Origin of the sequence: Streptococcus cristatus, from assembly GCF_003944225.1 — a bacterium.
GTDB classification, from domain to species: Bacteria; Bacillota; Bacilli; order Lactobacillales; family Streptococcaceae; genus Streptococcus; species Streptococcus cristatus_K.
Genome location: NZ_RJPN01000004.1, coordinates 1 through 26,231 on the forward strand (window position 1 = coordinate 1; position 26,231 = coordinate 26,231).

Annotated in this window: 22 protein-coding genes and 2 pseudogenes; 2 read left to right on the forward strand and 22 right to left on the reverse strand. The window is 43.2% G+C overall.

All coding sequences use genetic code 11. The features are described from left to right. The 21 genes and pseudogenes from D8797_RS10535 to D8797_RS05555 form a co-directional block, all read right to left on the reverse strand. On the reverse strand, positions 1 to 1,107 hold a 1,107-nt coding region (locus D8797_RS10535), incomplete at its 3' end, for a G5 domain-containing protein (protein ID WP_376739410.1). Then, a pseudogene (locus D8797_RS10540) lies at positions 1,108 to 6,420 on the reverse strand (SpGH101 family endo-alpha-N-acetylgalactosaminidase); the annotation flags it as partial. It abuts the gene before it with no gap. A gap of 171 nt (positions 6,421 to 6,591) precedes the next feature. Then, positions 6,592 to 8,916 (reverse strand): annotated as a pseudogene (locus D8797_RS10545) (sialidase domain-containing protein); the annotation flags it as partial. A gap of 249 nt (positions 8,917 to 9,165) precedes the next feature. Next, entirely contained in the window at positions 9,166 to 10,014 is an 849-nt protein-coding gene (locus tag D8797_RS05465) for a DNA/RNA non-specific endonuclease (RefSeq protein WP_125379576.1), read from the reverse strand. A gap of 72 nt (positions 10,015 to 10,086) precedes the next feature. Continuing rightward, positions 10,087 to 10,275 (reverse strand): DNA-directed RNA polymerase subunit beta, encoded by a 189-nt coding sequence (locus D8797_RS05470; RefSeq protein ID WP_125379577.1) that lies wholly within the window; start codon positions 10,273 to 10,275, stop codon positions 10,087 to 10,089. Beyond that, complete coding sequence (gene murA, locus D8797_RS05475) at positions 10,268 to 11,548, reverse strand: UDP-N-acetylglucosamine 1-carboxyvinyltransferase (RefSeq protein ID WP_125379578.1); 1,281 nt, start codon at positions 11,546 to 11,548, stop codon at positions 10,268 to 10,270. The genes D8797_RS05470 and murA overlap by 8 nt, the downstream gene beginning before the upstream one ends. Positions 11,549 to 11,616: 68 nt before the next feature. Next, positions 11,617 to 11,847 (reverse strand): DUF1146 family protein, encoded by a 231-nt coding sequence (locus D8797_RS05480; protein ID WP_125379579.1) that lies wholly within the window; start codon positions 11,845 to 11,847, stop codon positions 11,617 to 11,619. Between the two features lie 87 nt (positions 11,848 to 11,934). Further along, the gene (locus D8797_RS05485) at positions 11,935 to 12,357 is read right to left on the reverse strand and encodes a F0F1 ATP synthase subunit epsilon (protein ID WP_005589741.1); all 423 of its coding nucleotides are present in this window, start codon (positions 12,355 to 12,357) and stop codon (positions 11,935 to 11,937) included. Between the two features lie 7 nt (positions 12,358 to 12,364). Continuing rightward, positions 12,365 to 13,771, reverse strand: a complete 1,407-nt coding sequence (gene atpD, locus D8797_RS05490) for a F0F1 ATP synthase subunit beta (RefSeq protein ID WP_005589740.1) — start codon at positions 13,769 to 13,771, stop codon at positions 12,365 to 12,367. A 37-nt stretch (positions 13,772 to 13,808) separates the two neighbouring features. Beyond that, positions 13,809 to 14,687 (reverse strand): F0F1 ATP synthase subunit gamma, encoded by an 879-nt coding sequence (locus D8797_RS05495; protein WP_125379580.1) that lies wholly within the window; start codon positions 14,685 to 14,687, stop codon positions 13,809 to 13,811. Between the two features lie 15 nt (positions 14,688 to 14,702). Further along, positions 14,703 to 16,208 (reverse strand): F0F1 ATP synthase subunit alpha, encoded by a 1,506-nt coding sequence (atpA, locus tag D8797_RS05500; protein WP_125379581.1) that lies wholly within the window; start codon positions 16,206 to 16,208, stop codon positions 14,703 to 14,705. 15 nt (positions 16,209 to 16,223) lie between these two features. After that, entirely contained in the window at positions 16,224 to 16,760 is a 537-nt protein-coding gene (locus tag D8797_RS05505) for a F0F1 ATP synthase subunit delta (RefSeq protein WP_125379582.1), read from the reverse strand. Beyond that, a complete protein-coding gene (gene atpF / locus D8797_RS05510; RefSeq protein ID WP_005589735.1) occupies positions 16,760 to 17,254 on the reverse strand; it encodes a F0F1 ATP synthase subunit B in 495 nt (164 codons plus the stop codon). Before atpF ends, D8797_RS05505 begins: the two co-directional genes overlap by 1 nt. Before the next feature lie 22 nt (positions 17,255 to 17,276). Next, a complete protein-coding gene (gene atpB / locus D8797_RS05515; protein ID WP_005589734.1) occupies positions 17,277 to 17,990 on the reverse strand; it encodes a F0F1 ATP synthase subunit A in 714 nt (237 codons plus the stop codon). Between the two features lie 33 nt (positions 17,991 to 18,023). Beyond that, the gene (locus tag D8797_RS05520) at positions 18,024 to 18,224 is read right to left on the reverse strand and encodes a F0F1 ATP synthase subunit C (protein WP_005589732.1); all 201 of its coding nucleotides are present in this window, start codon (positions 18,222 to 18,224) and stop codon (positions 18,024 to 18,026) included. Positions 18,225 to 18,574: 350 nt separating this feature from the next. Next, positions 18,575 to 19,951: a sensor histidine kinase gene (locus D8797_RS05530; protein ID WP_125379583.1), complete on the reverse strand. Its 1,377-nt coding sequence runs from the start codon at positions 19,949 to 19,951 to the stop codon at positions 18,575 to 18,577. After that, complete coding sequence (locus D8797_RS05535; RefSeq protein ID WP_045496783.1) at positions 19,948 to 20,604, reverse strand: response regulator transcription factor; 657 nt, start codon at positions 20,602 to 20,604, stop codon at positions 19,948 to 19,950. The genes D8797_RS05530 and D8797_RS05535 overlap by 4 nt, the downstream gene beginning before the upstream one ends. A gap of 21 nt (positions 20,605 to 20,625) precedes the next feature. After that, entirely contained in the window at positions 20,626 to 21,843 is a 1,218-nt protein-coding gene (locus D8797_RS05540) for an ABC transporter permease (RefSeq protein ID WP_048764025.1), read from the reverse strand. Positions 21,844 to 21,854: 11 nt separating this feature from the next. Next, a complete protein-coding gene (locus tag D8797_RS05545; RefSeq protein ID WP_125379584.1) occupies positions 21,855 to 22,529 on the reverse strand; it encodes an ABC transporter ATP-binding protein in 675 nt (224 codons plus the stop codon). Next, the gene (locus D8797_RS05550) at positions 22,516 to 23,781 is read right to left on the reverse strand and encodes an efflux RND transporter periplasmic adaptor subunit (RefSeq protein WP_125379585.1); all 1,266 of its coding nucleotides are present in this window, start codon (positions 23,779 to 23,781) and stop codon (positions 22,516 to 22,518) included. Before D8797_RS05550 ends, D8797_RS05545 begins: the two co-directional genes overlap by 14 nt. Before the next feature lie 28 nt (positions 23,782 to 23,809). Beyond that, the gene (locus tag D8797_RS05555) at positions 23,810 to 24,076 is read right to left on the reverse strand and encodes a hypothetical protein (protein ID WP_005592220.1); all 267 of its coding nucleotides are present in this window, start codon (positions 24,074 to 24,076) and stop codon (positions 23,810 to 23,812) included. Positions 24,077 to 24,312: 236 nt separating this feature from the next. Here D8797_RS05555 and D8797_RS05565 point away from each other — a divergent pair, with 236 nt between their 5' ends. Next, positions 24,313 to 25,323, forward strand: a complete 1,011-nt coding sequence (locus D8797_RS05565; protein WP_125379586.1) for a lactonase family protein — start codon at positions 24,313 to 24,315, stop codon at positions 25,321 to 25,323. A 31-nt stretch (positions 25,324 to 25,354) separates the two neighbouring features. Beyond that, a complete protein-coding gene (locus D8797_RS05570) occupies positions 25,355 to 25,540 on the forward strand; it encodes a hypothetical protein (protein ID WP_005589722.1) in 186 nt (61 codons plus the stop codon). 58 nt (positions 25,541 to 25,598) lie between these two features. Here D8797_RS05570 and D8797_RS05575 read toward each other — a convergent pair whose 3' ends face one another. Continuing rightward, positions 25,599 to 26,183 (reverse strand): hypothetical protein, encoded by a 585-nt coding sequence (locus tag D8797_RS05575; protein ID WP_125379587.1) that lies wholly within the window; start codon positions 26,181 to 26,183, stop codon positions 25,599 to 25,601. Positions 26,184 to 26,231 lie beyond the last annotated feature (48 nt).

Genomic DNA, 26,231 nt, shown 5'->3' on the forward strand with positions numbered 1-26,231 from the left:
AACCTTACCCTTAGGTTGTACAGATTGGCCAAATTGGTCTTCTAGTCTAATGTCATAAGCATCGTAGAGCTTACCTTCTAGGCTTTGAGCTGCTACTTTCTTAACCTTCAAGGCCACAACTTGATCAAGCGTAGACTTCATGCCAATCACTTGAACCTTGGTAGCTTCGTCCGTCAAGATACGCAAGTTATTTTCTGGCTTAGATGGTTTAGATGGCTCTACAGGCTTCTCTGGTGTAGTTGGTTTGTTTGGTTTTTCTTCCTTGCTTCCAACTTCCACGATTTGATCTACTGGATCTTTGGAAACGAAGCTATCGCGAGTCACACGACCGCTTTCCTTGCCATTCTCAATCGTCACTTCAACAAGCACGGTCTTTTCGCCAGCTTTGCCTTCTTGGACAACTTTTCGGGTGCCCTTAGGCAATTGAGCATTTTCACGTTCGACGGTATTAAAGCCAACCTCTTCAGTCACCACATCCAAGCGTGGCTGCTCGACAACCAGATTCTTAACGCCTTCTGCTGGTGTAACTTGCTCAACTGGTTTGCCAACTTCCACAATCTTGTCGACTGGGGATTTGGAAACAAAGCTGTCACGAGTTACTCGACCGCTTTCCTGACCATTTTCGATGGTCACTTCAACAAGCACGGTCTTTTCGCCAGCTTTGCCTTCTTGGACAACTTTTCGGGTACCTTTAGGTAATTGAGCACTTTCATGTTCAACAGTATTAAACGGCAGAGTCTCTGTCACAATATCTAGGCGTGGCTGCTCGACAACCAGATTCTTAAGACCTTGATCTGGTGTCACTTGCTCAGCTGGCTTGCCAACTTCCACAATCTTATCAACTGCGTCTTTGGAAACGAAGCTATCGCGAGTCACACGACCAGTTTCTTGGCCATTCTCAATCGTCACTTCCACAAGCGTAGTCTTTTCGCCGTTCTTGCCTTCTTGGACAACTTTTCGGGTGCCCTTCGGCAATTGTGGGTTTTCACGTTCGACGGTATTAAACGGTAGAACTTCTGTCACGATATCAAGTCGTGGTTGCTCGACAACCAGATTCTTAACGCCTTCAGCTGGAGTGATTTGCTCAACTGGCTTGCCAATTTCCACAATCTTGTCGACTGGGGCTTTGGAAACAAAGCTATCGCGAGTCACACGACCAGTTTCTTGGCCATTCTCAATCGTCACTTCCACAAGCGTAGTCTTTTCGCCGTTCTTGCCTTCTTGGACAACTTTTCGTGTGCCCTTAGGCAATTGTGGATTTTCGCGCTCAACGGTGTTGAACGGTAGAGCTTCAGTTACCACATCCAAGCGTGGCTGTTCGACAACTGGAATCTTAACTCCTTCGTCTGGAGTCGTCTTGTGAACTGGCGGTGTAGCTGGTGTATCTTCTAAACTATTGAGATAAGTTGTAAATTCTGCCAAGCGAGTCGGAGTTAACAAGTGGTTATTTGTCACGTAAGCAGCCACCTGCAAGAACTCTTCTACTGCTTCACGATTAGCCTGACTTGTCAACATCTTAGCACGCGCAAGAGCCTTATCATAAGCACTTGTGTCCAGAGCAGCCTCGCTTGTTGTTGGTAGATTAAAGACTAGTTCCGCCGCTGATTGGTATTCATTTTCGCTATCGCCATAAGTCTGAGTACCTGTCAAGACAATCTTCTTAGCCTTGATAACCCGACCAAAGTCAATAGTTTTAGTTGCTGCATTATTTGGCCAATTATTGGCTGAGAAACGGTGTTCTTGACCTGCTTCATCCGTTACCACCAGAGTTACATTTTTGAGATTACCATTTGATCCTGAAGAACGTGGTACATAAGTCAAACCTGTCAAATCAGTTGGTTCTCTCAAGACCATAGTAGCCGGTTTATTAGCACCACCACCAGACCACGGTGTATGCCACAGGCTAGAGCGGTTACCATCAAAGGCTTTAGCTAACTCTTCTCCTGGCTGTGCAGGTGCTTCCAGAGATTCAAAGTCTGCTGCTTTGAGGGAAGTCTTCTTCTCTACCAAGGCAGCCTTGAGGTGATCCACTGCAGCGATTGCCTGTCTAGCAACATCAACTGAGATGTCATCATCCTGCTGAGTCAAATTATAAACCGCATCTTTCAACGCATTCATAGACTCAGTAGTGTAATTCGTTCTGGCAACTAGTGGCAGGTAGTTGTTCACTGCTTCGTCAATCAGCATCTTACCTGTCAGCTCGACTTCTTCAATTTGTAGACGATCCATTACAAAGTCATTGTAGCCACGGAAGTTTGCATCTCCGCCTGCATCACCATTTGTATTCCCACCTCTAGCAGTAGAATAGATACCAATCCAAGTATTGCCATCTGGCGCTCCCGTAACGAGGAAGGTCGCTCTTTTGGCTTTTTGAGAGCCTTTCCAAGTGTTTGGTAGCTCATGCACTTGTGCATTGCCCAAATCACTAGTCCATTGGTTACCTGCTTGCTTCCAAGTTACTTCACCATTGCCGCTGACAAAGGCGTAAGTGCCATCAGAGCCCGCTTCGTAGTCAAAGGTTACTCGATAAGTCTTACCTGCTTCAAAGCGGAAGTTTTGCGGAATAGTTTGGTAAACCATGCGTTGACGGCTAACTAAACCATTGGTCTTGAGTGACCAGTCGCCCTCGATAACATCATCAATCTTCTTACCATTCCAGCCACGTTGTGTATATGGTGCGTTCTTTTCTGATAAGTGAGTCCGATTGTCCTCAACACCTTCGATACCACCGATAACAAATGGGAAGATCCCTTGACCGACATTTTCAAAGTTCTGTTTGAAGACACCTTTTTGGTTATCATGACCGCCGGCATACATTGTAGAATTATTCTCAAAGACTCGAATTTCATCAAAGTAAGTTGCTTTTTCACCTGCTTCACGGCTCAGGGTCAGAGTCACATTGGACACGTCATCACCTGTCGTGAAGTAAACATACATATTTTGGAAATAGCTGGTGTTGTCCACTGTCGCATTGCTACGATTTGTATTGTGAGCATATGCCTTAACATAGTTTTGAGCAATAGATTTATTAGTATAGTTGGTGATTGTCTTACCACCTGATTGGACTGTGATACTTGCCTTAGCATCACTTCTATTATCCACTCCGACATAAGCAGCATACTTAGTATTTGGCTTGAGACCCGTTAATTTCTGAGTCAGAGTCACAGTACTTGTATTGTTTTGAATACGGAGCATATCATTGGCACCCTGTGACTTGACAATCTCAGCCTTAGACTTGTCGCCTGTAATTGTCCAATGATCCAGCTTGCCACTGTTGAAGCCTTGGTCATAGATATGCATTCCTTCGCTCCAAGACATTTCCTTGTTGACCTGTCTTGTACGATAGAGAACGTATGGCTGATTTGCCAAAAGATCCAGCGTCAGCTGATTATTCGTCACTGTCAGCTCTTGCTCTTCAACCTTACCTTGGTCGGTCAGCTTATAGAGGTAAACCTTATCATTCCAATCACTCGGCAGGGTCCAAGTTGTCTGGCCTGCTTTTGTATTGTAATAATACATCTTTTCTTGAGCTTTTTCCAGCTTATTACCGTTGGCATCCCAATTCCATGGCACCAGATAAGCTGAGCCGTCTTGAATCACGCGACCATTAAGTGTAACTGTTCTTTCACGGTAGCCTGGATTTGCCACATCGTTTGATTTACGGCGAATAGTAACTTGATTGTTGTCCCTGTCTGTCAGACCGATTTCCATTTCTGGTGTCCACTTGTAGCTACCGCCATTATCATTCATGGTAACCGGATTACCATTCTTCCATGTTGTGACAGTGAAGTGTTGGAAATACTTGGTCATGACATCATGAGCAAAGAGGTTGGTCACGTAGCCATTGTAGTCACTCCGTCCTTGCCAGCCCTCAAAATCCTTCATGCTGTAACCACCAAGCAGCGGATAGTTGGCTGCGCCGCCATAGGACGGATAGTCACCAATCCAAGAATCTTTTTGGTGGTTGCGGATAAAGCGGACAATGCTACTGTTAATCCCCTTGTTGGTATAGCCACCATAGGTCAAGTCAGCTGCCCAGTGCTGGAAGGTAGAGTCGTACTCACCACCATGGCCCCACTCAATCGCAAAGCGCCAGCCTTGTTGGTTGATTTCTTTTGCCAAGACGTGAGTTGCCCAAGCACCATTATCACCTGACTGACCATTACCCCAGACATCAACATAGATAAAGTCTAATCCTTCGCCAAGTTTTTCTTTCAAATCTTGCCAGCGTTTGAGTCGACCATGAGCGAGGTCATAGGCAGCATCAATATTGATACCTTGGTCCAGCCAGTTCCAGCCATAGCTATAGCTACCGTCAGGATTCTTGCGTAGGATTTCCTCTTTGAAATATTTGGATTCTGGATAGGTTTCTGATGCGTTGACGTGGATACCGATGTGAGCACCATATTCCTTAGCCTTGGCGATCAGAGTTTTGAAATCTTCAACTCCACCGATTCGTTTACCAATATCTGCATAGTTCAAGTGACCTGAGTCATGCCCTTCATTTCCATATCCCTTCAAGAGGACACCTTGGCCAAGTCCATCGGTATGAAGATTGATTTTCTTAATACCATCCAGAGTCATCAGGAATGGATTTTGTGCTTGAGAGCCAAAGTTCATGGCAATCCGATAAGCGGTAATGTCTTTAACCTTTTCCCAGCCTTGCGGGTTGTTCATGATTTGACGATAAGCTACAGCAGCATCCTGCCAGTCTACTTGATTATCCTTGTTGGCATCTTCGGTCACGACCACCTTAGCACTTGGCAATTCCAAAGTATAATCTGGGTAAACAATTCCTTTATATTCTTTTTGCCATTGCCATGGTGAGCTCTTGATTGCGACATAGTTAGCGTTACCCACTGTTTGCTTGTAAGCAGTCAAGCGTGTAAAATCGTTTGATCCACCGCCAAAGCTGTTTTGAGAGTTACTCCATACACCAGCCGCCAGCTTGTCTGTTGAGACAAATCCGTACATGTAGCCCTTGCGCAAATCCGACATCGGATTGGTCACATTGATATGGTCATCTCCGCTGACATGGGTATTGTTGGACATGGTCGCCCCATCAAACTTAGCACCTGCCTGCTCGCTAGATACAGATACTAAAGCATTATCTGCAAAGTTGATAGAAGAAATCAATTTTCTAACATCATCGACTGGCTTACCAGCCTCGACTTGATTGTGGTTGACGATTCTTGTCACATCAAAGTGCAACTGGTTGTCCACTACTTTCAAGCGAACGGTCATTTCTGCATCAATCAAATGCTCTGGATCCTGCAAGATCAAATCATACTCAGCTGTCTGCTCATCAACCTTGCGGTAAGTCACTTTCGGCTTGATAGCATGAGAGTTAATAGTGACTTGATCCAGCTGTTTGACTTGACCTGTCAGTGTGTGCTTGTTGACTGTGTAGCTCTTGACACGCGGGAACGCCTTATCAATCAGAACTTCCATCGTTGCTGAGTGAATCTTATCATAAGTGACTTTAGAGTCATCTACAACAGGACCTGTTTCCTTTTCTCCTGTCGGCTGAGTTGGGGTCATGCCTTCTTGGTTATCTGTCTTTATCAAAACAGAAGTCAGTTCAGTGCCCTGATAAGTACCGGCCTTGACCAAAATCTTGCGCTCATTCTTGAGATTTTCCTTGACTGCAGCTGGTAAGGTCACTGTATTAAAGAGTTGCTCGCCATTATTGGTCGCATTGAGCTGACCATCTGCTTTCAGAGTTACCACCAAGTTATTGCTTGAACCTTTTTTCGGTGCTGGTACACGAGTCTGACGATACCAAGCACTATTGCCATTGCCTGGCGTTTTATATTCCCAGAACCAGCCTTCTTTGTCATAACCGACAAAGACATTGTTTGATGTATCTTTATATTTCATAAAGACACCAAAGCGGCCGTGGTTTGTTTCAGAATTTTCTACAAAAGTTAAGTTGACGCTAGCATTTCCTTCTTGATCTACCTGCAAGCCTTCTTTCTGGAAGAGAGCTGGGTTCTGGTTGTTATCATGAGTAGATTTTGAGGAGAGTTGGTTATAGCGTACACCGTTCTTCTCAACCGTAGTGACTGTTCCATGCTGCTCTGTTGTTCCGACAGGAGTCCACTCAGCTGTCTTCTTAGCTGCAAATCTTGCAACTAAATCAGGATCTGGAACTGTTGGTGTTGGTGCAATATAAGGTGTGACTGCTTCTGGAGCCGAACCTGCGGCTGGAAGTCTCGTTCCGATTACAGAAACAGCCAAATTATGAATACTTTCGATGTTGCCTGATTTTATCTTAGTAATCTTCTGACCAGCCGAATCATCATCTGCGTAAAACAGGAGTGTCTTACTGTCTGCCTGAGTAACAAAGGTAGCTTCCTTGCCGTTTTCTAGCTCAAATACTGGCGCTTCATTGACAATCACTTCGTGATCAAAACGCAGGGCAACGAGTCCTTCTTCTGTGTGTTTCGCGCTGACTACCTTAGCCTCTGTAGGATAAACACTGTTTTTCAGTAAGAAATCCCAGTTAAACTTCTTGAAGGAGAGAGTATAGTCATTTTTATTCCCTTCCGCTCCTTCATAGAGCAAGCCAAACTCTTGATCATTGATTTGTTGCAGAGAGTTGTAGGCAAATTTTCCTTTATTGATTTCCCGATGAGCAATCCAAGTCAGATTGCCAGCCTGATCCACTCTGGCAACTCGAACATGACCATTATTTCTGCCAGGCCCGCTTGCATTCGCCAAAATCACATATTCTTGTCCATCTTTGACTGTGCTAATCGCTGACATTTGTACATAGACATCAGGCACATCTTTGTAGCGTTTCACTTCAGGAAGCCAAGTAGCACCTCCATCTTCACTAGTTGCAACCTGCAGGTCTCGCGTCAATCCACGCATGAACAATTTCAGCTGGCCGTTTGCTAACTGCACGATGGTTGCTTCAGTGTTTTGAGCCGAAGGATGATTCATGGTGCTGGATTGAATCTCTGTATTATTCACTCTGCGACCATCATTAACTGCTGCCCCAGAATGCCAAGTTTGTCCATTATCATCTGAATAGATAACCCGAGAAGACTGAGAACCATGTAAATGGGAAGATTCGTTAGTCGAATAAGTCGGAATAACTAAACGTCCCTTGTGCGGGCCTGTATGAAGACGAATGCCTGTACCAGGGCCGACCCCGTAGAACTTCATCCAGTTTTCCTTGACCATAGGAGTGATATCACGCGGAGCAGACCAAGTCAGTCCATCATCCTTACTCACTGATGTCCATAGATAGCTAGTCCGAGCGACACGGAAAGGCGAATCTTTCTTAGTCGTGAAATAAATATTATCAATCAGGCGGTCTCCGTCATAAAGGTCACCTTTATCTCGATAGTCTTTTTCCTGTGGATTGACCACTACACGATAGGTTGTCGCTACACCGTTTGCATCATAGACTGTTCCATTTTCACGAATTGTATATTTTTGACCATTTTCGTGATAAAGAATCTGATAAACCTTACCATCAACCGTTGTATAGGCTTCTTCGTTTTTAGCAGGCAGGTCAAAAACAGCCCGCCCTTCTGTAAACATATCATAGATGGCATGAATGGTTCCGTCTTTATCCTGAACCATAGCCACATCAATCGTTACAGGAGAGCCCTGATTCGGATCCGTTGCTTTGGGATTATTGCGCAAATTGACAATCGTCTTTTCTGGCCCCCAAGTCTGGCCGCCATCTGTACTACGGCGAATAACTGTGCCGATATCCCCCCAGTCTGACGCATGCAAGCGGCGCTGATCCGCAGCTGCAATCAAGGTGCCTTTCTGAGTCTTTAACAAGGCCGGGATTCGATAGCTTTTAATTCCTTGACTATTAGCCTGACCGCCAGCTCCACTCTCAAATACATCTGTCTTTTCACTCAGAGAGGCACCAGGAGCTAGCTGTCCTTCAAGTTCTTTCCGCTTGAAAATCTGGCTACGCTGAGCTACTTCCTCTGGCGAAAGAGCGCGGTCATAAATAGTTAGATTTCGAACGGCAAATGTTCCTGGCCAATGGTTTTGCTTACCACGCACTGTAGCACCCAGCTGCATGTTGGTCAAATCCGGCATGTCACTCAGGAATTTCCCTGACTGATAGCTGGTTCTTGATAGAACCCCATTGACATAGAGGCGCACGCGACCCTCTGGCGAATCTGGTTTTAGTCTTTCTACTGTATAGGTGATGGAGTTCCACTGACCAGCATTGACTTTCAGAGGGGCAGTGTTATAATTTTCATAGAATTGCTGCCCATTGCGATCACGACCTTCGACAACTGCTGTTCCATTATTGACCGCAAGAGTAAAGTATTCGTTGACATGCGAGGAGCTAGAAGCAGAGAATACACTATAAAACTTTGGTGAGTTTGTATCTGGCTTAAACTCCAAATGAACCGTTGCATTCTTTAATTTTTTTACTTTATCTAGCTCGCTGGATAGATCCTCTTTGGCGTGATCTGTTTTGTTAATCGTAATATCTTCTTTTTCCAAGACAGGCTTGACATTCTTTAAAGAACGGGAATAATAGTCTCTTTCAACCGTTTCTTCTGTCTCAGCAGTTGCATCAGAAGGTTTTTCTAAAGTGGTACCTGTATCTGTTGATGTAGATACGGGTGTAGCTGCATTTTCTGTAGATACTGGTGCAGTAGCAGTTGCTGCTGCAGGCTTATCCTCTTTTTCTACTTTCCCATTTACCTCAGAAGATGTTGTCTCTCCCGTAACTTCAGTAGCAGGAGGTGCCACACTTGGTTGAGATACTGCAACTACTCCTGCTGGGCTAGTTGTTGTCTCTGCTAGACTGTCAGCCGATACTTGATTGACCCCAAACAAGATTGCTCCGATTATAACAGAGCAAACACCTAAAGTTAGCTTGCGAATCCCAAACTTACATCTTTTATCAAATAAATCTCTATCCATTTGACAACCACCAATAGTAAGCGTTTACAATAGGCCTTAAAATTTTTAGGCTGTTATAAACCCCTTCTATCCCTTTCTTATTTTATGTTAATATACTCTTTTTTACTATATCAAATATTTTAAGAAGTGTCAAATTATTTTACAGTAGAAATGTAGATTATTCTTAGAAGAAAGATAGAAAAATCCATTTGAAATCTACAATCAATACTAGCTGCTCACTTCAAATGGATCATATTATTTAAATCATATTTATCTAATGCTCACTTTGCCAGTGCGATAATCAAGGACAATTCCTGACTGGACATTTGGGACAAAAACATTGAATTCCAAACTTCCATCGCTGGACTTGGCTTCTAAATGCGAGCCAGAGGACACCAAATCATTTGCCGAAGCATAGATCAAAGTGACACGATAGCGGACTCGCTTATTCTGGTCCAAAGCACGGCGAATCTGAGTTTCATAGTAATTCTGCCCCGTCGAGTTGTCTTTATTGGCCTGATTGGCCCAGGCTGTTTGGACTGCGATATTGGCTGGATTGCTAGTAGAGGCGTCAAAGCCCTTTAAGCCACCGATAAGAGAGTAAGCCAAGAGATGCCCGCGATCCACTGCATGGTTGTATTCACCTGATAGATGTTTGACTTGGTGCCAACCGGCCGGAACCCAAGAAGTAGACGCATTCCCTGTTTCTTCCCGTGATTTATACTGGCGGGTCGATTTGGCAAGCAAGGCATTGGCAACTGTTGGAACCGTCTGCCCCTGAACCATCTTCGTTTTATTATCCGCATAAGGGGCACTCGACACTTTGGCATCTAAGTTCGTTTGATTCCCATTGATGATGAAGGCGCCAGCCCCATTCCACTCGATTTTTCCACCAAGTTGAGAACGCACTGAGTCTGTGAGAACACTCTCAGCCAGTGTTTGATCAGGTGTACTGGTATCCCTATTTTGACTAATGGCTGACGATGTATTTACTGCTGGTGACTGAGTGCCATTTCCAAAAAAGTAGGCTCCCAGTGATAAAGTCAGAGCAACCAGAAGCCCAGCTATAGTCTGAGTAGATTTAGTGCTCTTTTTCTGTAATTTCTTTCTTTTTGGCATCTTTCCTTTTCCATTTAAAAGGACTGCGCAAAATTCTGCACAGTCGGTAAATTAGTGAACACTCTCGGCAGATCAATGTCCAGTGAACTTAGAAACAAGTTCATACCAAGTATCTAGCGATAAGATAGACCAAGGATTTTCTGCATTTCCAATCACGCCATATCCGATGACCAGACCAAGACAAAAAATGATAAAAGCGACTACCAGCACCAAGGCAATGATGCCTAGTTGTCTAGCCAAATATTTCCAATTTTCACTCATCATCTTCTTCCTTTACGCGTTTGACGTTGGCACCAAGAGCCGCCAATTTTTCGTGAAATTTATAGTAGCCACGATCCAAATGAACTAACTTGCTAACTTTTGTCTCCCCTTCAGCAATCAAGCCCATCAAAATCAAAGTCGCACTAGCCCGAAGATCTGTCGACATCACTTCTGCTCCTTGCAGGCTGCTACCACCCCAAATCCGAGCGGTATCCCGCATAATATCGGAGTGAAGGCCCATCCGTCGCATCTCTTCTAAGTGCTGGAAGCGGTTTTCAAAGACCGTCTCAAACATGACAGACTCTCCTTGAGCTATCGCCATCAAGGCAGTAAACTGAGCCTGCATATCGGTTGGGAAACCTGGATAAGGCAAGGTTTTGACAGACACAGCTTTTAACTTTGAAACATCTGAGCGGACGCGAATTCCTTCCTCTTCTTCCGTCACTTCTACACCCATTTCTTGCATCTTTGACAGAAGGGGACGATTGTGCTCCCAAATTGCATCCTCAATCAGCAAATCACCACCCGTCATGGCAGCAGCAACCATAAATGTACCAGCTTCGATACGGTCTTGCACGACATTGTGCTCAGCTCCATGAAGTTTTTCAACACCGATGATTGTTATATTCTCCGTTCCTGCCCCTCTGACTTTAGCGCCCATTTTATTTAACAGTAAGGCCAAGTCGACAATTTCAGGTTCTCGAGCAGCATTTTCAATAACAGTTGTACCTTGAGCTAAAGTTGCCGCCATCATAATATTCTGTGTCGCACCAACACTTGGGAAGTCCATGTAAATATGCGCCCCCATCAAACGGTCTGCCTTGGCTTCGATGTATCCAGCAGTCTGCGTAATCTGAGCACCCATTGCCTCCAAGCCCTTCAAATGAAGGTCGATAGGCCGGCTACCAATCGTACAACCGCCCGGCATGGACACTTTAGCATGCCCATTACGAGCAAGAATGGGACCCAATACAACAATCGAAGCCCGCATTTTGCTGACATACTTATAAGGAGCCTCTTCGGTCAATGGTTTAGTCGCATCTACAACTACAGTATTTTCATCTTGATCAAAGTCTACCTGCGTATTCAAGCCACGAACAACATTGTTCATGGTAAAAACATCCGAAAGGACTGGCACATTTTTAAGAGTTGTTTTTCCCTCACTGGCTAAAACAGTTGCTGCTAACAGCGGAAGCACCGCATTTTTAGCTCCTTCAATCTTAACTCTGCCAACCAGACGGTTATTTCCACCCTGAATAATAATTTTTTCCATACTAACTAGTTACTCCAAACCTTATAAATTCATCCTTACTATCATACCATAAAATCAAGATTATGACCTTATAAAGTTCCATTAAAAATTGCCCGACTCATGTCATAAATACCAATAAAAAATAGGCTAGTCATGTAGCCCAAGGCTATACTTAGCAATAAAATCAAAAAACGAATTTTGATGGCATTATCAGCATTTACTTTTAAAAATTTTTCCCAACTGACCACTGTCGCCAAAAGATGAAAAGACATAAAGATAAAGAGCAGATGACTGCATAATCGAAACATTAATTCTATCATAGATTTTATTATACCATAAGAAGAGCTATTTCTAGCGGAAAGGAGTATGAGGCAGCAAAAAAGAATGGAAATTCCATTCTTTTTTCATTACATTCTTGTTCCAACGTTAATACGGTTGATGGCACGCTGGAGGGCGATTTTAGCACGTCGCTCTTGGTCAATCAAATGCTTGTCTTGGGCTTCTTCGATCTCTTTCTCAGCACGTAGCTTAGCTCGCTCGGCACGGCTGATATCAATATCACGCTCACGCTCAGCTGAGTCTGCGATAATGGTAATCACATTATCAGCAATTTCTATGATGCCACCGTTGACCGCAATCCAGTCAATATGCTTGTCATCATCAATTCTGCGTACCTTGACTTGATCCACTTCCAAAACAGCAATTGTATTGATATGGCGAGGCAAAATCCCCATTTCTCCGTCAATCGTTTTTACGGAAACAAATGCAGCACGGTGGTCATAGATCAGACCATCCGGTGTAACGATTTGTACTGTCATTTGAGCCATCATTCACCTCTTAGAATCCCATTTTTTCTGCTTTAGCAATAACATCCTCAATCGAACCGACACCACGGAAAGCATCTTCTGGTAACTTATCGTACTTGCCTTCGAGGATTTCTTTAAAGCCACGAACCGTCTCAGCTACAGGCACATAAGATCCCGGCTGGCCAGTAAATTGCTCCGCAACGTTGAAGTTTTGAGATAGGAAGAATTGAATCCGACGCGCACGCGCAACCAAAGTCTTTTCTTCATCTGACAACTCATCCATACCTAGGATAGCAATGATATCCTGCAATTCATGATAACGTTGCAATACGCGTTTCACTTCGGCAGCCACTGCATAGTGCTCTTCACCAACAATCTCAGGAGAAAGAGCTCGAGAGCTTGAAGCAAGTGGATCCACGGCTGGATAAATCCCCAATTGAACCAATTTACGTTCCAAGTTGGTTGTAGAGTCCAAGTGGGCAAAAGCTGTCGCTGGTGCTGGGTCAGTATAGTCATCGGCTGGCACGTAGATGGCCTGGATAGAGGTTACAGAACCTTTCTTAGTCGATGTGATACGCTCTTGGAGTTGTCCCATTTCAGTCGCAAGTGTTGGTTGGTAACCAACGGCTGACGGCATCCGTCCCAAAAGGGCAGAAACTTCAGAACCTGCCTGCGTGAAACGGAAGATGTTGTCGATGAAGAGCAAGACATCTTGACCTTCCACATCACGGAAGTATTCTGCAATCGTCAAACCAGTCAAAGCAACCCGCATCCGAGCACCTGGTGGCTCATTCATCTGACCGAAGACCATGGCTGTTTTCTCGATAACTCCGGATTCCTTCATTTCCCAGTAAAGGTCATTCCCTTCACGGGTACGTTCCCCAACACCGGTAAATACGGAAATACCACCATGCTCTTGGGCAATGTTGTGGATCAATTCTTGAATCAGGACGGTCTTACCAACTCCGGCACCACCGAAGAGTCCGACTTTACCACCTTTCAGATAAGGTGCTAACAGGTCGATAACCTTGATACCTGTTTCTAAGATCTCTGATGAAGTAGACAACTCATCAAAGGTTGGAGCTTTCTTATGGATTGGCTGGCGCTCTGCATCATCCGCAAAAGGAGCATCCAAGTCAATGGTATCTCCCAAAACGTTAAAGACGCGACCAAGTGTTTCTTTGCCGACTGGCACAGAAATTGGACGGCCAGTATCTAGCACTTCCATGCCACGAGTCAACCCATCCGTTGATTCCATAGCGATGGTCCGAACCACTCCATCACCAAGCTCAAGAGCTACTTCAAGGACGATTTTTGATTTTTTTTCGTCATTTTTATAGACTACAAGTGCATTATTGATCTCAGGTAGCTTGTCGCCAGCTGCAAACGCTACGTCTACAACCGGTCCGATAACCTGAGTAATTTTGCCTGAGCTCATTCTTTTCTCCTCTTTATACTATTTATTTTCTGTGACACTATTCCAGTGCACTTGCACCCGCCACAATCTCAGTAATTTCCTGCGTGATAGCTGCTTGTCTAGCACGGTTATACTGAATGGTCAAATCATTGATAACTTTTTTAGCGTTATCCGTTGCTGTTTGCATGGCTGTCATACCAGCAGCATTTTCAGCAGTTTTTGCGTCAATAATGGCCCCGTAAATCATACTTTCAGCAAACTGAGGCAAGAGCTGATCTAAAATCGCATTTCGACTGGATTCTAGTTCTAGATTGAGGATATAGCTCTCATCCGCTTCACTAGGATCCAAGTCGACGATTGGCAACATCTGCTCTACCCGCATCTGACTGGTCAAACTGTTGACATGGTGGTTATAACACACATAAAGTTCATCAAAAAGCTCATTCTGATACATTTCAATGGTCTTGGAAATGATTTTCCGAACTTCATCAAAACTCGGATGATTGGCTAAACCACGCAATTCATAAATCGGCTGAATGCCTCGTGCGCGGAAGAAATCCGCTCCCATTCCACCGATCGAAATAATGACATAGTCATCTTTTTCATGGTATTCCGAAATCAATTCCATCATGGATTTGAGAATGGTTGCGTTGTAGCCACCGACCAAACCACGATCAGACGTAATAACAATATAAGCCGTTTTCTGAACCGGTCTGCTCTTTAGCAGTGGATGATGGCTAACATTTTCTTCCTCATGACCATGTAAAAGGTCTGTCAAGAGTTTCCGAACCTTAGAAGCATAGACTTGAAAGTTCTTTGCTGCTTCTTCGGATTTTCCCAACTTAGATGCAGAAACCATCTGCATCGCGTTTGTGATTTGACTGGTGTTTTTTGTGGATGCAATTTTATTTTTGATATCATTTAATGAAACTGCCATCTGACACCTCTATTCTTATTTGAAGTTAGACTGATTGATAAATTCAGTAATAGCGGCGTCCAGCACTTCTTCACTCGGCAAATCTTTTGTCTGACGAATTGTTTCATAAATATCTTCATGATGAGCATCAAAGTAAGCGAAAAGCTCTGCTTCAAACTGAAGAATATCATCTACTGGTACTGCATCAAGGAAGCCGTGAGTCAGCGCATAGAGGATCACAACTTGTTTTTCTACTGGCAGTGGCTCATGAACTGGCTGTTTCAATACTTCTACTGTACGGCGTCCACGGTTAAGTTTAGCCTGTGTTGCTGCATCCAAGTCGCTACCGAACTTAGTAAAGGCTTCTAGTTCACGATAAGAAGCAAGGTCGATACGCAGAGTTCCTGCAACCTTCTTCATGGCCTTGATTTGTGCAGATCCACCTACCCGAGATACGGAAGAACCGGCATCAATAGCTGGGCGAATACCTGCGTTAAAGAGACCATCTCCAAGGAAGATTTGTCCATCTGTGATTGAAATTACGTTGGTTGCGATATAGGCAGAGATGTCTCCTGCCTGCGTCTCGATGAATGGCAATGCAGTGATTGAACCACCACCTAGCTCATCAGAAACCTTAGCCGAACGTTCAAGCAAGCGGCTGTGAAGATAGAAAACATCCCCTGGGAAGGCTTCACGACCTGGCGGACGGCGAAGCAAGAGAGAAAGTTCACGGTAAGCTACCGCTTGTTTAGACAAATCATCATAAACGATGAGAACGTGCTTACCATTGTACATGAACTCTTCTGCCATTGCTACACCGGCATAAGGTGCCAAGAAAAGCAAAGGAGAAGGTTGAGAAGCTGACGCTGTTACCACGATAGTATAATCCAAGGCTCCGTACTGGCGAAGAGTTTCCACCTGTGTCCGGACAGTAGATTCCTTTTGACCAATGGCAACATAGATACAGATCATATCTTGCCCTTTTTGGTTGAGGATCGCATCGATGGCAATACTGGTTTTACCAGTCTGACGGTCACCGATAATCAATTCCCGCTGACCACGACCAATCGGTACAAGGGCATCAATAGCTTTCAAACCTGTTTGCAATGGTTCTGATACAGACTTCCGTTGCATAACTCCTGGAGCTGGTGCTTCTACAGGGCGTGTTTTAGTTGTAGCAAGCTCACCCAAGCCGTCAACAGGACGACCGAGCGGATCTACGACACGACCAATCAAAGCATCTCCAACAGGAACTTCCATGATTTTACCCGTGCGACGAATCGTATCGCCCTCACGAATATCTGTAAAATCACCCAAGATAATGATTCCGACATCGGTTGACTCCAAGTTTTGGGCCATACCATAAGAACCATTTTCAAAAATCAAGAGCTCGCCACTCATGGCATTATCAAGGCCGTGGGCACGAGCGATTCCATCACCAATATAAGTGACGACCCCAGTTTCTGTGACGTCAAAATTTGGCTGGAAATTTTCAATTTGTTGCTTAATTAAAGCGCTGATTTCTTGTGCGTTAATCGCCAAAATTCACACCACTTTCTATTTCAAATTTTCTTTTACGAGTTGTAATTGACGTTTTATACTTGCATCAATTGTCTTATTATTGGCTGAAATGACGAAGCCACCAATCAGGCTAGCATCTAATTCCTGCTTGAGCGAGCGAACCTTGAGGCCCATTTTTTGCTCAATCATTGGTTTCAATCTTTCTTTTTGACTGTCTGTCAATGCTTGAACAGATTTAACCGTCACTTCAAATTCATTGCTTTGTTTCTCAATCTGATGCTGAATTTCTATCAACATATCGTAGAATAAATCTGCTCGATGATTGAGAATAACGACTTCGATAAAGTTATCAATCAGCTGTGAATCTGAGTTTTGAAAAAGTCGAAGAGCCTTCTCCTTTTCTCCCTCATCAACGCCAATATGTGATAAAAAGTCAGCAAGATTTGTTTCCTCAAACACGGCCCTAATTTGGCTTAGTTTTTCAAAAACATCTTGTTGCTGACCTTTTTCAAATACTAATTGAACAAAAGGCAAGGTATATTTTTCAATTACCGCATAGTGCTTTTTGTCCATTAAGCATCTCCTAATTTATCAATATAACGATCAATGAGCTCACTGTGTGCTTTTGTATCAAGCTGCTGGCTCAAGATCTTACTTGCAAGACTTACTGTTAGGTCAGCCACATCGTCTTTAATACTATTCAAGGCTTCTGCCTTGCTTTGAGCAATTTCCTGATTGGCTTTTGCTTTCAAACGTCCAGCTTCTTCAGCTGCATCCGCTAAAATTCCAGCCTTATTTTTTTCAGCTGTTTCCTTAGCATGTTCGATAATCGTCGTTGCTTCCTGACGACTTCCTGCTAATTCATTCTCACGTTTTTGCGCAAGTTCCTCAGCCTTTTTGCGGGCTGACTCAGCCCCGTCAATATCATCCGTAATCTTTTTAGAACGTTCTTCTAAGATACTGGTAATATTGCCCCAGGCAAACTTCTTTACTAAAAAAATTAATAAAAGGAAGGAACCAGCGATGAGAATAAAGTCACCAATAATGGCACCGATAGTTACGTGCATTCCTTTTCTTCCTTTCTACTTACTATTCTTCACCGTTTATTTTCTTACCGATATACATCGAAGACAGCATGGTAAAGACATAAGCCTGGATACATGAAATAAATATCGAGAAGGCTGTCCATAACATACTACCTAGGAAAGCAGCTGGATACCAATAAAATGCTTGTTGTGACAAGGTAAGCAACAAGCCAGCCAAAACTTCCCCTGCAAAGATATTTCCGAAAATCCGCAGAGCCAGAGAAGCAAAATTGGTAAATTCTTCCAAGATATTCATTGGAGTCATAAATCCAGGTGTTGCAAAAGCTTTTAAGTAATCTTTAAAACCACGACGACGGATTCCTTCAACATGACTAATCAATGTAATGATAAAGGATAAGGCTAGGTCATAGCCCAAATTTGCCGTCGGAGAAGTCCAGAGATTATAGCCATTGGTGGTCTGAACTTTAGCCATCAAACCGATATTATTGGCAACTGCAATAAAGAGAAATAGAGAGAACATAAACAAAGAGTAATCCTTGATATACCGTTCTCCGATATTATCTTTTGTAAAACCAATGACAAAATCATAGACATATTCTAATAGGTTTTGCTTTCCTTGAGGTCGGATGGACATTTTTCTACTGCCCCAGTAGATAAAGCCAAAGACCATCAAAACGGTCACAAGTGACATAGCAAGCAGGGTCAAATCAAAGGATATTGGGCCTAGCTGAATAGTCGGATTAAGACTTTCTTCCAAGGTTTGACACCCCCTTTTCTAAAATAGAAAAAACTATTTGATAATGAAGGACATAACCAAAGTAACGAAGAAAGTACCTTCAACAAAAGCGACACCCATGATGAGCAAGCTTCTTAATTGATCGACCATTTCTGGCTGACGTGAAGCTGCTTTAAACAGATTGCTCATAATCAAACCTTCAGCTAATGAGACGCCAAAACAGGCAATACAAAGTCCTAAAAATGTTAAATTCATGATGAATTCTCCTTTTATATTTTTTAAATGTACCCCATTAGTTTACTCCTAATAAAGTTAATAGTCAATTATTTTGTGATATTGTAAGCGTTTTTCGCACTTTTCTTTTAAATTTAAAATAAAACTTGAATAAAGGTGCTTTTCAAACATTTATCCTATAAAAATCCAAGCAAAAATGAGATTGGGACAGAAATCGGTAATTCGTTAGAATTCGATTTCGTCGTCCCACCTCCGCACAGTTGAGTAGGGCTGTAAAAGCTGATGAAATAAGCGTAATAGAGCCCACTCAACCACTGCGTCTTGCTCGACAATCCAAAGACAATTAAGAGGCTAGGACTTTTGTCCCAGCCTCATATCTGTTCCATTTGAGGTAAAAAAATCGTGAAGCGCATCCACCTATTCTCAACTGCTTCAAAGCGATAAGTGAGATGGTGCTTTTCTAAAATCTGCTGCACGATGAAGAGCCCCAGTCCCGTACCGCCATCCTTGCGATTGCGACTGTAGTCTGGTCGATAAAATGGCTGGAAAATCTGCTGGATCTGTGAGTCATCCAGCACTCGCTCAGCTTCATTTTCTACAATTAATATCCCATTTTCTAAACGAACTAGGATTTCTCCGCCTTCTACTGTATAATGGAAGGCATTGTCAATCAGATTTTTAATAGCCTTTAGTAAATAAGTTTTATTACCTCGGACTTTTGTTTCTGAAAGTTGGATATTAAATTGATAGTGCTTGAGGTCAGCCAGAACCTTGTAGGTACTGATATTTGCTTCAAGCAGCTCTTTGAGAGAGAAGATTTCTCGCTCTGTCTCCATGGTCATTTCTAGTTTTGAAATGGCTAGGATAGACTGAACTAAGCCTGATTGCTCTTCCAATATTTCGCGGCACTTCTGTAGGTATTTGTCCCGATCTTTAAAATCACCCACTCCATAAATCATCCCGTCAATCATTCCCATCATGCTAGTGATGGGGGTCTTGAGTTCGTGGGAGGTCATTCGGAGAAATTCTGCCTTTTCGCGCTCGCTTTCTGCGACTTTCTCATTTTCTAATCGCAGAGCTTCCATGCTAGCTAAAAGGTTAGCATATAAGTGATTGATATCCTGAGCCAGATCGGCAATTTCATCATGCCCTTTCACCTGACAGGAAACGTCTGGAAGCAGACTTGTCATTTGCCGAGTGCTAGAGGAAATATCCTTAATTCGCTGACTGGAGGTCCGACTATAGAGATAGGCAGCAAGCCCACCCAGACTCAGCGACAAGAATAATACAAAAGGATAGAGATTGAGCAAAATCCGACTGGCATCCGAAACGGGTTGTAGGGAATATTCCCCTCGCAGGACTACTTCTTTGCCGTCCGACGTTTGAAAGCTTTCTGACAGAGTCTTGCTTTCATAGTTACTATTGGCGATGGTCGGAACAATTGTCAGCTGGAGAGAGCTTTCTCCATTCGTTTCAAGTGCTGGGTAAAGAATCGTATTGTCTTTCGCCAGCAAGGTGAACCAGATCTGATTGCTTTTTTTGCTATAATTACTCAAGAGCTCACTGATTTCTTGGCTAGACTTTCCCTTGACCTGCTTGGCTACCTGAGCAAACTCACGCTGGGCTTCTCCTCCCTTGACCTGCTGGTAATAAACCGGCATGGCAAAATAGAGAGTGGATAGAACAATCGTCACAACGACAAAGATGATGAAAGTCGTCAAGAGGAAGTTCTTTTTGACAATCTTCACGTGTCTTCTCCTCCAAGCTGATAGCCCATACCTGTGATGGTTTTCAGAGGGATACCTGGGATTTTCTTACGAATGTTCTTGATGTGATTATCTAGCACCCGGCTATCTAGCTCACTGTAGCCCCAGATGGTATTCATGAGCTGATCACGGGTTACTAAATGATCCTTTCTCTTGGCTAGAGCCTGCAAGATCTCATACTCTTTCTTGGTCAGAGGCATCTTTTCTTCTTGCCAGTAAACGGTACAATCATCGATAGAAACAGTCAAATCACCAACAGTAATCTCTGACGCAACCGTATTTCGTCGCAGAATATTCTCAATCCGTTTAACTAAGATTAGTGGTGAGAAAGGCTTGGTCACATAGTCACTGATGAGGTGGTTAAAGCTGACCAACTGAGTGTACTCATCATCTAGCGCCGTCAGGATCATGACTGGAATCTGAGAAGTCTTGCGAATTTCCTTGAGGACATCCAGTCCACTCATGGTTGGCAACATCATGTCCAAAATAACTAAGTCAAAAGACTCTGCTTCAAATTGAAGCAAAGCCTCGCCTCCATCAAAGACTGGTGTAACTGCATAGTTACTTTCTTTTAAAAATTCACAAATGACTTGATTGATCGTAGTATCGTCTTCCACTACTAAAATCTTGTGCATATATGCTTGATTCTCCTTTATTTATTCAAATCGCAGGGCTTCAATTGGATCCAGCTTGGATGCTTTCACAGCCGGCAAGAGCCCAAATACTACTCCTATTATACAACAAAAGAGCAAACTTACAAAGACAGAAAACAGAGATAAAATATATGGATAGGCCAAAGACTGGGTAATAGCGAAGCCAGAGGCGATACCTGCTACTACGCCAATAATTCCTCCCATCAAAGTCAGGATAACCGCTTCGATCAGGAACTGCTTGAGAATGATCTTTCTCCGAGCTCCCAGAGCCTTTTTAATCCCGATTTCACGCGTCCGCTCTGTCACTGAGACCAGCATGATATTCATAACACCGATACCTCCAACTAAGAGGGAGATGCTGGCAATACCCGCTAGCAAGACAAAGTTAGACTGGTTAAGGTTATCCAATTGACGTTCAAATTCTTGCAGATTTAGCACACCAAACATATAGTCTGACTGAGGCATCTGCTGATTGAGGTAATCACTAACTTTCTTGGCCACCTTCTTCAAATCATCGGCTTTGTGGGTCTGAACGGTGACTTCTGGGCTGACATTGATGGTATCAAAAATCCGATGCCATTGTTGCAAAGGAATATAGGCCACCTTTTCCGAACCAGAGGTTAAGCCACTCTGCTCAGTAGACTCAAAGACGCCGATAACTTTAAAAGGATTGCCCTTGACTTCTACATACTTACCGATACCGTCTCCCTTAGGAAAAAGAGTATCATAAAGAGACTTTTCTAGGTAGGTTACTTGTTCTTGATTTTTGAAGGCTTCAGAGTCAAAGCCCTCCCCTTCCAACAGTCGTTGCTGCTTGATGTCAGCTACCGACTGGGAAACTGCCTGAACCTTGCTAGATGACTTTTGGCTGAGATAGTAAATCTTTTCATCCGCCCCATAGGTCATCAAAGCATTTTTAACTCCAGGAATTTCCTTGATTTTGGACAAGACATCCTCTCCCATGAAGGGAATGTAGGAAGGCTTCTGCGCTTGAGATTTCTCTGGAATAGAGGGATCGATGGCGCTTTTCTTGTCGTAGACGACTTTGATGGTATTATTGCTACCACCGATCAGCTGACGCTTGGTATTTTCCGTATTTCCTTCAATGATGGAAAAGATAGCAATAATAGCGCCAATCCCGATGATAATCCCCAGCATGGTCAGCATAGAGCGCATTTTGTGGGACAGGATGGAGTTTAGAGCTACAAAAATATCTTCCATATAGCCCCCTTCTATCCTAATGCCCGAGTCTCTATATTACCGTCCCGCAAGACAACCGTTTGCTTGCAAAGCTGAGCCACTTCCGGCTCGTGGGTAATGATGACAATGGTTTTGCCTTCTTCATTAAATTGCTTGAACAGCTCCATGATCTGAACACTGGTCTTGGTATCCAGTGCCCCAGTCGGCTCGTCTCCCAAGATAAAGCTGGGATTGGTCACCAGAGCACGCGCAATAGCTACCCGTTGCTTTTGACCGCCGGACAGCTCCATAGGCTTGAAGTCACTTCTCTCTTCCAGACCGACCAATCGCAGCATTTCCAAGGCGCGCTCGCGTCTCTCTTTTTTAGGAACTTTCATGTAAGTCAGAGGCAATTCAACATTTTGACAGGCTGTCAGCTTAGGCATGAGGTTGAAATTCTGGAAAACAAAGCCAATCTTCTGATTACGCAAATCAGATAGTTGGTTGTCAGACAGGTCAGAGACGTCAGTCCCTTCGATATGATAAGAACCTGCGCTAGCCTTGTCCAAACAGCCGATAATGTTCATCAAAGTGGACTTACCTGATCCAGACGGCCCCATAATCGCTAGAAAATCCCCCTCTTTCACATGCAAATCAATTCCTTTCAAAATCGGAAATTCCTGACTGCCCTGTTGATAAGATTTGTGGATGTTCTTAAGCTTTAACATTCTGTCCTACCTCCATCCCGTCTTTCATGCCTTCTCTAGGCGTCGAAATGGTATCCTTCATAGTCAAGCCTTCTGTAATCTCTACCAAACGGTCAGAGACTTTCTTGGTCTTGACTTCCTTCATTTTCACCTTTTTACCCTCTACCTTCCAGACATAGGTCTTGCCATTTTTACTGAAAGTATAGGCCTTGTTGACGACTACCTTACCGGCCTCAGGAGCATTTTCCACGACATTGACATAAGAATGGGAGCCTACAAGTGGCATTTCACCGCCTTGGTCCAGCTCGACAGTATAAGGATACTTGCCTTGGTTGGGATTTTCCTGTTGTTTATTTCCACCATTGCTATTTCCAGTATTTGCAGTTGTCAAGGTGCCGACTTGCGTCACGGTACCACTCCAGCGTTTCTTAGGATCCTTGCGGTCCACGACATCTACTCTCTGGCCCACGCTCAGCTTCTCACGGTCAAATTCACTAACGCTACCTTTGATCAAAGTTTTAGACTTATCCATGATTTCGATAAAGGTTTCTTCTTCCTTTTTAGCCTTGGATTGAGTTGGTAAGTCTTCGTTCATAGAGGTAATAGTTCCCGCTGTATCAGCTGTCACAGTATCATATTTCATGCGGTCTGATTCCGTCTGAGCTGTCACCTGAGCCTTTTCGGCCTCAATCTGAGCATTCGTTACTTCATTGTCAGCAGTCTTAGCGTCACTTAGCGCTTGAGCCAGCTCGTCTTCAGCAGATTTTATCTGATCTAACAAAGACTCATCCTTACTAGAATTGTATTTATTCTTAAGAGTATTGAGATTAGCTAGCTTCCGATTATACGTTTCCCATTTGATAGATGCGCTAGTTTGTGCAGCCGTAATGCTATTGGCCTTAGCTTGAGCATCATACTGAGCAGACTGAGCTGTCAATTCCTGAGATGTCACATAGGAAAAGAGAGGCTGACCTTGTGTAACAGTATCGCCATTTTTGACGAATACTTCTTTAACTTCACCTTTTGATGGGTCAATCTTGACCTTACTACTATTGTTAGCAACTACTTCTCCAGATAAAACTAGGCTTGTTTTTTTACTGTTATTAACAGCATCTTGGACCGTCAGTGAATCAATCTTATTATCGACCATTTTCATGGCTTGTTGTTGATTAACCTGATGAAGAAGTACATAGCCTCCCAGCCCTGCACAAGCAAGAATGACCGTGCTCCCCAATAGAATGGTTTTACGATTCATTTTTTTTATTTGAAACATATTGCCTCCAACCTACAAGTTCTAACTTTTATTTATCAGTTGATTCAGATTCATCTGTTGGTAATTCTTCTCCATCCGCTGGGATTTGAATCACATTTCCGTCCGGCATGGTATACTCTGTCACTTCCTTGCCGTCTACTGTTTTCGTTTTTTGATCAACAGCATCTTTCTTAAAATCTACTTTTTTCCCATCACTAATTTCTTTATTGTCAGCATTCTTAGAACCACATGCAGCTAGGAAAAAGACAGACATTCCGATAAGAGTTACAAGCATAGCGAATTTTTTTACGTTCATTTGATTTCTCCTTTGTTTAGAAAACAGGAATTTTGAGCTTTCCTGATCGTATTTGTTTTTTTGAACAATTCCATTCTATCAAAGTGGTCTATCCCCTTCCTACCCACCATCTGTTTTTTATCTATTTTTTGATAAAATTTGAGATTTTCCTCTAGATACAGGACTTTTCCTATCCAAACAGCTTCTTAAGTCGTTTTATGGTATAATAGATTGATTTTAAAAAATGAGGTGGAAACATGACTCAAACAGTTTATTTTGGAACATACACCCGACGAGTTTCCAAAGGAATTTACAAGGCAGGTTTTGACACTGAAAAGGGACAACTCTCAAACTTAGAATTAGTAGCCGAAGAACCAAGCCCTACTTATCTAGCCTTTGACCAGGCTGGTCATCTATACACCGTTGGTGCCAAAGACGGACAAGGGGGGATTGCGGCCTATGACCAAAAGAGACAACTTCTCAATCATGTGGTTGAAGAAGGCGCGCCGCTTTGCTATGTTGCTGTAGATAATGAAAGAGGACTTGTCTACGGGGCTAACTACCACAAGGGACAAGTGCTGGTCTACAAGCAGCAAGAAGATGGCAGCCTAAAACTGGCTGATTCAGACACTCATGTCGGGCAAGGACCTCACGCCAATCAAGCCTCTGCCCATGTCCACTATGCTGACTTGACTCCCGATCAATATCTGATTACTTGTGACCTCGGAACAGATCAAGTCACTACCTACGATGTGACGGAAGACGGACAACTGAACAAATTGGCCACCTACACATGTGCTGCTGGAGCCGGGGCACGCCACATTGTCTTTCATAACCACTATAAAATTGCTTACCTTATCTGCGAACTAAATTCTACCATCGAAGTATTGATTTATGACGGCGTTGGTCAGTTTGAACATCTACAAACCATCCCAACTCTCCCAGCAGGATTTGAAGATTTTAACGGCACTGCAGCCATCCGCCTCTCTGCCGACGGAAAATTCCTCTATGGCTCTAACCGCGGCCATGACTCAATAGCTGTTTATCAAATTCTAGCTGATGGAAGTCTACAGCTCGTTGAAATCACGCCAACAAAGGGCAAAAATCCACGCGATTTCAATATCACACCTGACCAAAACTACCTCATCGCTGTCCACCAAGATTCGGACAATGCAACTGTTTTCAAACGCAATCCTGAAACAGGCCGATTAACAGAAATTTCTCATGATTTCTATGTGCCAGAAGCTGTCTGCGTGACCTTCCAATAATTAAAAGAAAATTATCAAAGGAGCATTCAAGATGAATCCAGTAGAATTGTTTAACCAAGTAAAAGAATTGATCGAAAAGAAAGATTTTGATGCAGCTAAGAAGTTTGTCGAAGACCACAAAGATGAGCTAGGCGAATACTTAGATAAGGCAAAAGATTTAGTAGCAAATTCAAAAGGGCTCAACGACGTCATCAACAAAGTTAAGTCTATTTTCTAAAATCTTATTTAAAAAAGCTGTTGGATAAAATTCCAACAGCTTTTTATTTGATCGAGCCTTATTTAGTCCATTTCCAATTCATAAAATCATGTAATTCTTCCAGTCGTTCCCTTGTCAAGGGTTGAGCAAGAAAAATATCTTTATCGACATCTTTGTCCTTATTAAAATCATGTAAGTCAACCTTTTCATAAACCATCTTATTGGCAAGAGGGAGTTGACCATTTACATAGGTCGTGATTTCTATATCACTTTCACTAAAAAATGCTCCATAATAATCTTCCCGAACCACTACTGTCTGCCCTTTTTCCTCAAGATAGGCATAATGAGTCACTGGAACATAAACTCTAAAAAGATAGCCAATTATAGGAGAAACTGCCAATAGCAACAAGCCTAAAGCAAGAGCGGGATAAAGAACCCACCTATATCTTTTTGCCAATAAATAGAAAGCGAGAAACAAAAAGGGAAAAGCAAACCATGGGCTGAACTGAGGATACCAGAATATACTGGTGATTGTAAGAAATAAAAGAACTGCCAAAAGCGCCAGAGAGCTTGATTTGCGTTTATAAGCCAAAAAGAGGCCTATAAATAAAACAGTAAGAGCTGGCCACTCTCTGCTTAGGATATACAAAATGAAATAAAACATCCCAAAAGTCTCCCCTTTTTTATTAAAAATCCCTTGAGTTAACCTCAA